This window comes from Flavitalea flava, assembly GCF_054461575.1.
This window is the reverse complement of sequence record NZ_JBTLQH010000041.1, coordinates 1-11,925: the sequence shown is the minus strand read 5'-3', so window position 1 is coordinate 11,925 and position 11,925 is coordinate 1. Positions and strand designations below refer to the sequence as shown.

The following is an 11,925-nucleotide window of genomic DNA, read 5'->3' as shown; positions in this document are numbered from 1 at the left end:
CTCATAAAAACGATATAACATGAACTCAACATATAGAAACAGGCTTTTCTGGATACTGCCCGCCCTGTTGGGCATGACGGCCTGCGTCAAGGACATCAACCCCAGCGATTCCATCACCACTGCTTCGATTGCGACCACCAGTGACGGGCTGACCAATGCCATCAACGGAGCCTATGCCCTCTTCAAAGACCATGTGGAATTCTCCGGGGGGACCGATCAAAACAATATGTATTTGCGCCAGTTCTTCCAATGCTCTGATTTTGCCGGGGATGATATCGTCTGCGGACAGACGACCACAGACCCCTTATTCTACGGCTTTAGCCTTGGTCATACGCCCACCCAGCCGAACATGCGTTATTACTGGTACGTCTCCTACAAGATCATCAATGATGTCAACACCGTCATCGAGGCAGCCGAAAAAATAGCGAACCCCGATGCCAGCACCAGGCAATTGATTGGCGAATGCTACTTCCTGCGTGCCTTCACCAACTTCAATCTTGTTAAATTCTTCGCGATGCCCTATACGGAGGCGCCTTCTTCACCGGGGATCATCCTCCGTACTTCAACCAGTGATCCGACCCTGAAAGCCAGATCCACGGTTCAGGAGGTCTACCAGTCTATCGTTGCAGATGCAGCCAAAGGCGCTTCCCTCATGGAAAAGCCGCGTGGCGTGATGTATGCGACCAGGGAAGCGGCCTGGTCCCTGCTGTCCAGGGCCTACCTTTACGAGGACAATGCCGATAGCACCATTTACTACTCGAATCAGGTCATTAATTCGGGGAAATTCAGTCTCTGTACCGCTGACACCTATCCGTCCCTTTTTGCTAACGCAACTTCGGGCTCGGAAACCATTTTCTGCGTCGCCTTCACGACCCTGGACGATTTTGGAAAATTCGGGTCGATTGCCTCCATGATCTATTCCGATGGAAACTCCGGCTGGGGCGAAGAATATGCATCCCAATCCATCCGGGACACCATGTCGGCACATCCGGAAGACGTTCGCTGGTCTTATATCCAGCCAGACACGCTTAACGGCGCCCTGCAATACAAGAACGGGATCCCGATGTACTACATTTCCAAATTCTCCTTCCAGGGAGGAAGCCCAACGCTAAGTTCTCCGATCATGTTCCGCCTGGCGGAAATGTATCTTAACCGGGCGGAGGCCGAGGCGAAATCCGGCCAGGCCGGCCCGGCCCTCAACGATGTCGACTTGATCCGTTCAAACCGCGGACTCCAGGGCAGCCTTTACAATGGACAGGTTCCAGCCGGCTCTACCTTGCTCGATGTTGTGTTGAAAGAAAGACGTCTCGAACTAGCCTTTGAAGGTCACCGGCCTTTCGACGTCTACCGGAACAAACTGAGTCTGAACCGTACCTATTGGGGTTATCACCTTCCTGGTCTCAAGGTTTCCGATATCAACCTGTCGGTCCAACCCGCCGGTTATTCCGGCATGATCATCGCGCCGACCGATCCAAAGATAATTTATTATATACCCATCGATGAGATCAATTCGAATACGCTTTGCACCCAGAACCCATAAAATTCTAAAAATGATCCATCCACAACAAAAAAATAGTAATAAGATGAAACCATCCAAATTCACCCCCGGCCTGCTGATCCTGGCTTCAGCCTGCCTGTTATACTCCTGCATGTTTTTCTCCTGCAAGAAGACTTCATCCACGCCGGCTTCCGATATTTTTTATTCCACCACCATCGACGGATACACGGTCTCCTTTACCAATCAAACCACCGGAGCCACTTCCTACAAATGGGATTTTGGCGATGGAACATCCTCTGCCGAAGCCAGCCCGGTTCATATCTATCCGGGCAAAGGGAAATATGTACCTACCCTCTATGCCACCAACAAGGCGGGTTTGACAGACTCCGGATCCACGGTGATCCATATCTCCAAAGCATCGGCAGTAAGTCTGACTGACAACACCCTGACAGACTGGGATACCGTCACCAACAATATGATCATTTCAGGCCCCGGCGGCGGGAATTTCATCAAGGCGAAATTTGATTATAACAGCAACTACCTGTACTGCTACTTCGAAATGAATGCCACTGTCGCCCAAGGCAATATTTTCGACTTCTATTTCGATGCGGACAATAACACCGCTACAGGATACAATAGCTGGATGTTCAACAATGCCGGCAACGATGTGGTACTGGAAGGCTCCCTGTTTGCAGGCGGCTGGATGAATGTCTTCTACTTCGCAGGTGGCAGCGACCAGGGCTCATGGACCTGGAATACCATGAACATCACCAATTTCTACCAGATCGGCACTATCGTTCAGGATGGCCCCGTGTTGAAGTTCGAAATGAGCCTGACCCGTGCAAAGCTCCAGGGATTCCTTGGTACAGGCATCAGGATCGGGGTCTCTTCGACTAAGGATGATTGGAGCGAGACCATCGGGACGATTCCTGACCAGACAACGCCAGCTTTTTCCCTGGACATGAGTGAATGATCCATGACTGAATAATTATCTAAAAAAATTATATGAATTTTTTTCTTAAACGATCCTTCCTGTCAAGGATCATAGTCCTCCTTTTACCAGGAATTTGCCTCTTGTTCCTGATCCGGTGCAGTAAATTCGACGCCCCGGCAAAATATACGCCCATTGCTGCCGATACGGTCCGATATGTGGAAAACGACACCGATTTTGCCAATCCGGAACGCGGTTTTTACCGCTACAGCGAGACGCATGCCAACAATTATATCCCTCTGGACAGCAACCAGATGAAAAAATGGCGAACCTTGCAACAGGCAGATGGAGGAGGCAATTACCAGATCTACAGTACCCTGATTTTCCGGTACTTCGTGCTGGATGGATTGACCAATTCTGTCCTGCCAGCGGATCTGTTGACAAAAATACAAACAGACTTCGATCTGGCGAGGGCAGCCGGTGTCAAACTCATTGCCCGCTTTGCCTACACCATCACTACCCATCCAGGTGGTTGTCCGGACAGCGGCGAATGTCCTCCATACGGTGATGCACCCAAATCGACCGTCTTGCAACATATCTCACAGCTGGCCCCATTGCTCCAAAAAAATGAAGACGTCATTGCCTGTATGCAACTTGGATTCATCGGTATCTGGGGCGAGAACTACTATTCCGATTATTTCGGCGATGCTTCAGGCAATGGGAATGGCCAACTGTTTGACAACAACTGGCAGGACAGGATCGACGTCCTGAAGGCATTGCTCACTGCCCTCCCGGCAGACCGCATGATCCAGGTACGTTATCCGCAGTTCAAACAAAAATATGTCTACGGTATCGATGCTCCTGTATCATCCGCGGCCCTTACTACGGCGCAGGCCTTTACCCAAACGGACCAGGCCCGCATCGGCATGCATAATGATTGCTTTATCTCCAGCGCCAATGATTACGGCACCTACGACGACTATGGCACTTCATCGACCCCGCGGCAAGGCGCAACTTCCGTACTAAGGTCCTTTGCATCAGCCGACAACCAGTTTGTTGCCGTCGGCGGCGAAACCTGTGACGATGCCTATAGTCCTCAGAATAATTGCGAGAACGCAGGCATCGTGCAAACAGAACTCAATACTATGCACTACAGTTTTTTGAACTGTGCCTACAATAATGACCTCAATAATATCTGGGTTAGCGGTGGTTGCATGGACAATATCAAAAGGAACCTGGGTTATCGCTTTGTGCTAAAGAACGGCCTGTTTCCAGCGTCTGCCGTTCAGGCAGGCCTGCAGTTCAAATTCACGCTCAATCTCGTCAACCAGGGCTATGCCTCTCCGTTCAATCCACGTCCGGCCATGCTGATCATGCGAAATCAGTCTACCAACAAAGAGATAGTCTTTAAACTGGCTTCCGATCCCCGGACCTGGTTCACCGGAAATGTACAGGTCAATGAGACCATTTCCACCGATGCTGCCATGCCTAAAGGCAAATACAGCATGTTCCTGTACATGCCGGATAACTCCGCCACCATCGCTGCAAGGCCCGAGTATGCCATCCGGCTTGCAAATGCCAATTGTTGGGAAGCGACTACAGGATATAACGATCTTTCCGTTACTTTGACGATCAACTAAAAGGTGAGCGTCATTTCATAAATGAACAGATACATGCCATTTCGAACGCCGGTTATAGTCTTTCTAAGTATTGCCATTCCCTTTTTTTCGGTTTGCGCACAAACCCAAAATCTTCAGCCAGCCCCCTCAAAAAGCCTGGGCTCTAAAACACTAGCCTTGCTTCCAGGGGAAAAATGGTGGGGAGGAGCAGTTACCGAGGGACAAAGGATGCCGTTTGAAGCCGGTTATACCCTTAACCTCAATGATGGCAACAGGGGCAACCAGGCCGCGCCCCTCCTGCTGTCTTCTTCCGGACGGTATGTGTGGAGCGAGCAGCCCTTTGAATTTACCGTAGGAAAGGACAGCCTCGTTATTTCAAGCGCCAGGGATTCTATCTTTATGGGTCAGTCGGGTAATACTTTAGCCGGGGCCTACCGGAGCGCGAGCCGTTTTTTCCCTCCATCAGGCAAAATGCCGGATAGCCTGTTGTTCACACGCCCCCAATACAATACCTGGATTGAATTGATCTATAATCAGAATCAGGCTGACATTTTAAAATATGCGAATGGCATAATTGACGCCGGGTTTTCACCGGGTGTCTTTATGATTGATGACAACTGGTTCGATAGTTACGGAAGGTTTTCGTTCAGGAAAGACCGTTTTCCCGATGCCAGGAACATGATCCGGCAGTTGCATCAAATGGGGTTTAAGGTCATGGTTTGGGTATCGCCTTTCATCAGCCCGGATAACGAGGTCTTTAGGGAGGTTCAGGCGCAAAGGCTCTTCCTCTTTGACAATAAGGGGCATGACACGCTCCGGTGGGAAAATGCCGAAGAACCTGCCCTGATCCATTGGTGGAATGGGTACAGCGCCCTGCTGGATTTCACGAATCCGGCTGCTATCAGGTGGTTTGAGGCAAAGCTTCGTTCCATGGTCGATGAATACGGCATCGATGGTTTCAAGTTCGATGCCGGTGACACGGAATTTTATCCCTCCTCAACCGTATCTTTCCAAAAGGTCAATCCCAATGAGCAATGCATGATATGGGGTACTTTTGGTCTCGGGTATCCGCTCAACGAATACCGCGCCATGTGGAAGCGGGGTGGTCAGCCCCTGGCAGAGCGCCTTCGAGATAAATCCCACACTTTTGAGGACCTGCAGAAATTGATTCCCCATACTCTCCTGGCTGGACTGCTGGGATATCCTTTTGTCTGTCCCGACATGATCGGTGGCGGCGATTTCAGCTCCTTCACCGGAAGCAAGACCATCAACCAGGACCTTATTGTCCGGTCTGCTCAGTGTCAGGCCCTGATGCCCATGATGCAGTTCTCGGTTGCTCCCTGGCGGGTGCTGGACGCAGCTCACCTGGCGGCAGTAAAGGATGCCGTAGCCCTGCGTAGCAGGTTCACACCGCTGATCATGCAACTGGCCCGTGATGCCGCCATATCCGGAATACCTCTTGTACGCAGCCTGGAATACGTTTTTCCTCACCAGGGTTTCGAAAATATAAATGATGAATTTATGCTGGGTAACAACTTGCTGGTTGCCCCTGTTCTGACCGCTTCTTCCGGAAGAATTGTTGTTTTCCCTAAAGGACGATGGAAGGACGCCAAAGGAAATGTTTTTAAAGGACCCGGAACAAAAGAATGGAGTGGCCCCCTGAATGAGTTACCTTATTTTGAATTGGTACGTTGAGCGAGTCTGCAAATGAGAATAAGACGGTAAGTTAGACACCTGCTTTTTGCCTATTAAAAGTCTTAATTTATTGTTAAGCAAGCATTTCTGACTAGTTCGATAGTTATGCCTTAAGTGTTACTATTTAATAGGTTGTTTTTTGGCATGGCAGAAATGATGAAATAATTTGTTAATTTAGATCAGGGGCCTGGAGGATATTCAAATCAATCTGCCCTCATTCTTAATGGTTAATGTTCTGACTGTAGCTTGACTTGTTCGGCCTTATTTTTTTATAATAAATTTCTATGGCGAAAAATAAACAGGAGTATAGCGGAGATCTGACACTAACCAATAAAACTATTTCTTTCAAGGGAACTACGATCCAATTGAAAAGTATTGCCAGGTTTCAGCAATTTGAACTTACACGAATCAATAGCATTGGCATCCCTTTGATGCTGGTAGCAGGCCTGGCAATTATTATATTCATGAATTACCTGTTTTGGGGACTAATCTTTATTGTACCTGCGGCGTTAATAATATATGCCGGGATTAAGGAGCGGCAAAAGCCAAAACTTTACGAAATCGTCCTGGAGCTTGCTTCCGGGGGTTTACATAATATTGTTAGCGCGGATGAGCAGGGCATAAGGTCATTATACTCAAAAATTAAAGAAGCGATGCAAAATGAAGAGAATCCGATAAATTATCATCTTAATTTCAAGAGTGGAAAAATCGATTTTAACACGGGAGATACATATAATGTAAAAGATTCTCAAATAGGTGCTTTAGGAAATGCAGCTTCCGCATCCGGAACTATTTTCAATACAACCTATAACAAGCCTTCGTAAAATAAAAATATATTTATATGGGTGATAACTATAATATCGGTAATTCACAAGTGGGTGCGATAGGCAAGAATGCCAATGCAACTAATATTTCTTTTAATGGGGATAACGCCCCTGAAACCGATTATATAGGCCTTCGGGAAGAACTGATCGGGCTTTTAGAGCATGTCTCCGGGTTAAAGCTGAGTCACGAACAGGAAAAGGATGTGGACAATATAAAAAGGGCAATTGTTGCCACTGAAGGGCAGGAGCCCGCAAAAGCCAAAACGATACTCAAAGGTATTGGCAGATGGGTACAAGATGTAGCAAAAGAGATAGGGGCCAAGGTTTTTGCTGAGCTTATTTTCCGTTAAATGATACTTCCCCCGGTTAATTAATACTTTGGACATTTCAATTCCAGCTACCCAATATCCGTCCCTTCCTGGTAACATATTTTCCGGTATTGAATTGAATTCCTAACATTATTGATGATCAATAATGTAAACACTATCCGAAGATGGATTGTAAAAGATGCACTGTCCAAATAGATTTATATCGTGAATATGAAATCGGCTACGAACTATACCAATAAACAAGTTTTTTTTATTGAGGGCAATAATGATAATGGATGTCATATTGGTTTCGGAAATTAATAATCAACAGAGTTGTCGAAAGGGGTTAGCTATTTGTATATAGGAGGCTCGCTCCGGATTGTATTTTTCCGCCCGTTCGCTTTGACGAGCAAGCTAAGCTACAGGATGTCAAGGCCTATAAAAGGTTGACTGATTAAATAATTGGTGGCGAAGGTAAAAAACCATCAGAACCCATCAAAGTTCTGGTGGTTTTTTTGTGCCAGGCCTTTGGTTTTAGCAGATCCTGGCTATGCATCTGTTCGGGTGTCAATAGGTGATTGCTCATATGAGGTCGTTGCCTATTGTATAATAACACACTTTCCTTCAACTCTTGCTCAGCCTGCTGCCTGTTGTCAAACAATTCGTCCAGCCCAAATTCCTGCTTTAATATACCATTTACCCTTTCGGCATTCGCATTGTCATAGGGGCTTCCATTTTGAGTCATGCTTATGGCGATAGTATAATGCGGAAGAATTACTTGTGCTGTTTCTCAGTGATAAAATACTCTATGAAATACAAGATGAAGACCTTGGCGAAAAGGCATTAAAGGTTGCGGAAGAACGTGTTAAATATTTAAAATCGAACAAAAACAAATGACGATTAAGCTATGACAGTTTTTTGTGTGGTAACTCAAAACTATCAATATTTACAATGCTCTTTTTTATTCTTTAACTGGCAACTTGGGTTAATTATTATCGTTAAGTTGGTAGTATTTACTTAATTTTGCGTCCGAAAATACAGAGCGTATGACAACACAGGAATTCATTGCCGCAGCATTGCTCGAAGACGTGGGCAGCGGCGATTACTCTACACTGGCATCCATACCAGCCGATGCGAAAGGTAAGGCGGTACTTAAAATAAAGGAAGAAGGCATACTGGCAGGCATGCAGCTGGCGCAGGATATTTTCCATCATCTGGAAGAAGATGCAAAATTCACCCTCTATAAAAAAGATGGCGATGCTGTAAATAATGGCGAAACCGCGTTTACCGTTGAAGCCAGCGTGCATACCATATTAAAAGCAGAAAGACTGGTGCTTAACTGCATGCAGCGCATGAGCGGCATCGCAACGCTTACCAATAAGTACGCCGATAAAATAAAAGGCTACAAAACCAAAATACTCGATACCCGCAAAACCACGCCGCTGTTCCGCGAATACGAAAAGCAGGCAGTGCGCATTGGCGGCGGTTACAACCTTCGCATGGGCTTGTACGATATGATCATGCTGAAGGACAACCATATCGATTTTTGTGGCGGCATAGAGCAGGCCATACAGAAAACCAACGAGTACCTTGCGGCCAACAACCGCAACCTGAAAATAGAAATCGAGACCCGTAACCTCGATGATGTGCGCCGTGTGCTTGCTGTGGGCAATGTACACCGCATCATGCTCGATAACTACTCGCCGGAACTATTGGAAGAAGCAATTGAGCTGATTGGCGGTAAGTACGAGACCGAGGCGTCGGGCGGTATCAATATCGATAACATTATTTCATATGCCCATACTGGTGTCGATTACGTCTCATGCGGCGCTATCATACATCATGCTGTGAGCATGGACCTTAGTTTAAAAGCACACAAAATATAGAGCAGATATTATCGCTGTTGTTATTATCTCGCTGTCACTAACCCTGATTCGGATGTCTTCCTTATGACCACATGCCTTTTGCCGATGTTTGGTCTTCTGACCAACAGCATCATTTCCCTTTCTGATTGAATACAGTTGCCAGTCAAGAAGTCACGGCAAGGGCTGAAATGGCTGAAAGGTTGGATTATTTTGAAAATTCCTTTCGTATAATCGTTCCTAAATCTTGAAGCAATCGCTCGTTAGAATGTATAAAAGATACAACTTTCATTCCCAAATCGGAAGTTTCCTTATTATAATTTTCGGGAGCTGAATCAAAATAAAACCTAGGAAATGTTGAGTGCATTGCCATAGCAGATGAATGTAGCTTTTCAAACACTTGTAATTCGTTTTTATTAAAATATAGGAACAAGTTAGAAAAAGCAGAATGGAGCTTGTTTATGGAAGGTCTAAACATTTCGTCCATTTCATTAACTGTATAAATATGTTTGACAACTTTATGGTATGATGTATCGGAGTATGTACGTTTGTAGTCGGCAACTAACAAAGTTTTCAACTGAAGAATACACCTTTCGGAATTTGTTGAAAGTTTTCTATATATAAATCGCTTTAAATTGTCGGGAATACGATAGAGGAAATTTCAAATATTTAATGTGTGGGAAAATCGTGTGTCACACTTGATTGCACTAGGGTGTTCGAAGTCCCCTACGGATTTTGGGGAATTCAGGTTATTTCCGGAGATTTTCACTGCATGGAGGCGTATTGGTTTATCAGCGTGTAATTGGTTTGGGGTCTTTTTTTCTTCCACCAACTTATCTTGTTGGGTGGTTGGCGTCCGGCCCTTCGATCGTTCTATTTACCCGTCTTGGTCATTATGGAATTGTAAATACTATCTGGTCTTCCGGGAAAAGCAAATTGGTGATCCATGGCCCTTCTTTGATCACCGCCTTTAATTTTTTTTTTGTCGCCGGCAGGGCATAGGCCAAATTGGTTTCTTTGGATTCATGCAGTTCCAACTTGGAGTCTAAAGTAATTGGTTGAGTTGTTGATGCTGCCCAGGTATGTCCTTCGCCGTCAATGATATAAATCCGGGGTTCTGAAGGTTTTTGTGCAATACCGCGGGCATGATTGGACATTGTGACATGCAGGATGATTGTGATGCTGTCCTGTGAAGCGGAAGGCTGTCTTTCCGCCCTATTGACGGTCGCACACCAGTCGTCAAAGCAGGCATCCGACCCCATTGGTACAGGGTGATCGGTTTTGGTCAAGAAAAAGCCCAGCCAGACCAGGCTGTATCCGGCTACAATATAGCATATAAGCCTGAATGACTTTTTAAAAGGCCTGCGCCGTATGGCTTTGACGATTAGCTCCAGCAACGTGATAAAAAGAGTCAGAAGGGTCACTAGGAAAATAAGAGTAGTCAAAGTTTAATGTTTGGATGTGAGATAGGCAATTAGGGTATAAACCGCGCCGATGATCAGCAGATTGAAGAAAAGGTTCATAAGGAAATCACTTACCGAATGCTGCCGTGCATTAATATCGATTGTAATATATATTGAATATATGATCGTAGCTGCAGCGATGAGCCAGGCGGGCATCGACGCAGGGATATATAGCAAGCCCGTGCGCCTGAACCAATTTAAATGCATAAGTAAATGATTAAAATGATAAGAGATATAATAATCATCAAAAGATTCTGCCAGGTCATGCTGATCAGTTCTTGTCTTCCAGGTCTAAGGATGCGGTAGACCTTCGTCACGTGGAGGGCATTGACCAACATAATACACATAGGCAGTAAAAGCAGCGACAAAACCGGGAGGATGGGATTATGTGCTGTTAGTTGATGAAGGCCGGAATTCAGGGTCGTCCCGGTTTTATAAAGGGTCTCCATCACGAGTGACGTAATCAGGAACAGCGGGACGGACAACCACCAAATGCTCAGCACCATTTTCCTTTTGGCCTGGCTGATCGCGTCGCCTAGCATGTCCTGGTGTTTCAAGTCTGACACCTTTGGTTTTGACATGTTGGTTAATATTTCATGCAGGTCTTCCATTTGAGATCAATAATTTGGAAATCTATATTTGGTTGCACTTTACCCTAAGTTTTTCCAGTCCTCTTGACAGCAGCGACTTCACTGTACCCTCATTTACATCTAGTATCTGGCAGATCTCTTTATTACCCTTGCCCTCAAAATAGCGCAAAGCTATCACCTCTTGGTATTTTACCGGGAGTTCCTTCAGATATTTCAGTATCGACTGGAACTGATTGTGCTGGATGAATTCCCTTTCCATTGTTGCCTTGTCATCCTGAAAATACTGACCGAACTTTTCGATGTCGCCGAGTTCGTGGCGTTTAAAGAGAGAAATATGTTTTTGCTTATTCCTGAAATACAAATTGACCTCATTGGTCGCGATCCGGTAAAGCCAGACCTTAACGGAAATACCGCGGTACTTAAAATGACGTATATAGATAAATGCCTTCAGGAAACTGTCAGCTGCAATATCTGCCGTATAATCGAAATCCCCGGTACGACGGAAGATGTAACCAAAAATTGGTTTATAATAAAGATTGAAAAGTTCCGAAAATGCGGAGGGGTCAGCTTTTATGCGGTTTAGCAGTTCAGTTTCGGACATTTCATTGCGGATTGCCCTTCAATAATACAAAACCCTGGTTTTGGTTGCAATAAATATTGGCTTTCAGCATCAAAAATCTTTTTTAAGGAAGTGCCACGACTAGCGGTCTAATATGATCGATTATTCAAGTTAGTACAGAGTATAGCCTTACTTTGATCTTTTGATGTTCCAGCATCAGTAGGGTAAAAGAAAAAGCCTCGTAAAATTAGTATTTACAAGGCTGATTCGTACCGCGTAGGGGAAACTAACTCCTCATTTCTCCGTGAAGCTTGGCCAATAGGGTAGTACGTTTCCTCTTCCCAATCATAAGTTCCTTAGGCATTAACGTGGCAATTTTGCCACTTGCAGAATTGACACGTATTAACGAAAACTACCGACACGAAAAGCCGCTCAATAATTTGATCGAGAGCTGCTTAAGTCATTTTTGGTGTTGTTAGGATTTGTTGAAGACCCCCGATGTTGCCCGACTTGGATTACCTGCGTGCCTTAACAGGCAACTCCGGTGATCCAAACCCGCTTTGCATTACCCAAAGG

At 45.6% G+C, this 11,925-nt stretch carries 12 protein-coding genes; 7 read left to right on the top strand and 5 right to left on the bottom strand.

The window, feature by feature from the left end; genetic code table 11:
- The first annotated feature begins 19 nt into the window (after positions 1-19).
- The 6 genes from ACX0G9_RS25310 to ACX0G9_RS25285 all read left to right on the top strand — a co-directional run bounded on the left by ACX0G9_RS25310 (position 20) and on the right by ACX0G9_RS25285 (position 6,917).
- Positions 20-1,540, top strand: coding sequence for a RagB/SusD family nutrient uptake outer membrane protein (locus tag ACX0G9_RS25310; protein ID WP_459067762.1), 1,521 nt, complete (start codon positions 20-22; stop codon positions 1,538-1,540).
- Positions 1,541-1,583: 43 nt separating this feature from the next.
- On the top strand, positions 1,584-2,471 hold the full coding sequence (locus tag ACX0G9_RS25305) for a PKD domain-containing protein (protein WP_459067761.1): 888 nt from the start codon (positions 1,584-1,586) through the stop codon (positions 2,469-2,471).
- 32 nt (positions 2,472-2,503) lie between these two features.
- Positions 2,504-4,069 carry a DUF4832 domain-containing protein gene (locus ACX0G9_RS25300; protein ID WP_459067760.1) on the top strand — a complete coding sequence of 522 codons (1,566 nt, stop codon included), beginning with the start codon at positions 2,504-2,506 and terminating at the stop codon, positions 4,067-4,069.
- Positions 4,070-4,102: 33 nt separating this feature from the next.
- Positions 4,103-5,743, top strand: a complete 1,641-nt coding sequence (locus tag ACX0G9_RS25295; protein WP_459067759.1) for a glycoside hydrolase family 31 protein — start codon at positions 4,103-4,105, stop codon at positions 5,741-5,743.
- A gap of 284 nt (positions 5,744-6,027) precedes the next feature.
- Entirely contained in the window at positions 6,028-6,567 is a 540-nt protein-coding gene (locus tag ACX0G9_RS25290; RefSeq protein WP_459067758.1) for a DUF6232 family protein, read from the top strand.
- A 17-nt stretch (positions 6,568-6,584) separates the two neighbouring features.
- Positions 6,585-6,917 carry a hypothetical protein gene (locus tag ACX0G9_RS25285; protein WP_459067757.1) on the top strand — a complete coding sequence of 111 codons (333 nt, stop codon included), beginning with the start codon at positions 6,585-6,587 and terminating at the stop codon, positions 6,915-6,917.
- Positions 6,918-7,329: 412 nt separating this feature from the next.
- Here the strand turns inward: ACX0G9_RS25285 and ACX0G9_RS25280 are convergent, their stop codons facing one another.
- On the bottom strand, positions 7,330-7,626 hold the full coding sequence (locus tag ACX0G9_RS25280; RefSeq protein ID WP_459067798.1) for an integrase core domain-containing protein: 297 nt from the start codon (positions 7,624-7,626) through the stop codon (positions 7,330-7,332).
- A 295-nt stretch (positions 7,627-7,921) separates the two neighbouring features.
- Between ACX0G9_RS25280 and nadC the strand changes: the two genes are divergently transcribed.
- Positions 7,922-8,761 (top strand): carboxylating nicotinate-nucleotide diphosphorylase, encoded by an 840-nt coding sequence (nadC, locus tag ACX0G9_RS25275; RefSeq protein ID WP_459067756.1) that lies wholly within the window; start codon positions 7,922-7,924, stop codon positions 8,759-8,761.
- A gap of 869 nt (positions 8,762-9,630) precedes the next feature.
- Here the strand turns inward: nadC and ACX0G9_RS25270 are convergent.
- The 4 genes from ACX0G9_RS25270 to ACX0G9_RS25255 are packed head-to-tail and all read right to left on the bottom strand — an operon-like array spanning position 9,631 to position 11,391.
- Positions 9,631-10,182 carry a hypothetical protein gene (locus tag ACX0G9_RS25270; RefSeq protein WP_459067755.1) on the bottom strand — a complete coding sequence of 184 codons (552 nt, stop codon included), beginning with the start codon at positions 10,180-10,182 and terminating at the stop codon, positions 9,631-9,633.
- A 3-nt stretch (positions 10,183-10,185) separates the two neighbouring features.
- Positions 10,186-10,407, bottom strand: a complete 222-nt coding sequence (locus ACX0G9_RS25265) for a hypothetical protein (protein WP_459067754.1) — start codon at positions 10,405-10,407, stop codon at positions 10,186-10,188.
- A complete protein-coding gene (locus ACX0G9_RS25260; RefSeq protein ID WP_459067753.1) occupies positions 10,398-10,781 on the bottom strand; it encodes a hypothetical protein in 384 nt (127 codons plus the stop codon). The genes ACX0G9_RS25265 and ACX0G9_RS25260 overlap by 10 nt, the downstream gene beginning before the upstream one ends.
- A gap of 52 nt (positions 10,782-10,833) precedes the next feature.
- Positions 10,834-11,391: an RNA polymerase sigma factor gene (locus tag ACX0G9_RS25255; protein ID WP_459067752.1), complete on the bottom strand. Its 558-nt coding sequence runs from the start codon at positions 11,389-11,391 to the stop codon at positions 10,834-10,836.
- Positions 11,392-11,925 lie beyond the last annotated feature (534 nt).

Bases quoted from the DNA above. Each gene is read 5' to 3' on its own strand.
- ACX0G9_RS25310 (WP_459067762.1), top strand. From the start codon at position 20: ATGAACTCAACATATAGAAACAGGCTTTTCTGGATACTGCCCGCCCTG.
- ACX0G9_RS25305 (WP_459067761.1), top strand. From the start codon at position 1,584: ATGAAACCATCCAAATTCACCCCCGGCCTGCTGATCCTGGCTTCAGCC.
- ACX0G9_RS25300 (WP_459067760.1), top strand. From the start codon at position 2,504: ATGAATTTTTTTCTTAAACGATCCTTCCTGTCAAGGATCATAGTCCTC.
- ACX0G9_RS25295 (WP_459067759.1), top strand. From the start codon at position 4,103: ATGCCATTTCGAACGCCGGTTATAGTCTTTCTAAGTATTGCCATTCCC.
- ACX0G9_RS25290 (WP_459067758.1), top strand. From the start codon at position 6,028: ATGGCGAAAAATAAACAGGAGTATAGCGGAGATCTGACACTAACCAAT.
- ACX0G9_RS25285 (WP_459067757.1), top strand. From the start codon at position 6,585: ATGGGTGATAACTATAATATCGGTAATTCACAAGTGGGTGCGATAGGC.
- nadC (WP_459067756.1), top strand. From the start codon at position 7,922: ATGACAACACAGGAATTCATTGCCGCAGCATTGCTCGAAGACGTGGGC.
- ACX0G9_RS25265 (WP_459067754.1), bottom strand. From the start codon at position 10,407: ATGCATTTAAATTGGTTCAGGCGCACGGGCTTGCTATATATCCCTGCG.
- ACX0G9_RS25260 (WP_459067753.1), bottom strand. From the start codon at position 10,781: ATGTCAAAACCAAAGGTGTCAGACTTGAAACACCAGGACATGCTAGGC.
- ACX0G9_RS25255 (WP_459067752.1), bottom strand. From the start codon at position 11,391: ATGTCCGAAACTGAACTGCTAAACCGCATAAAAGCTGACCCCTCCGCA.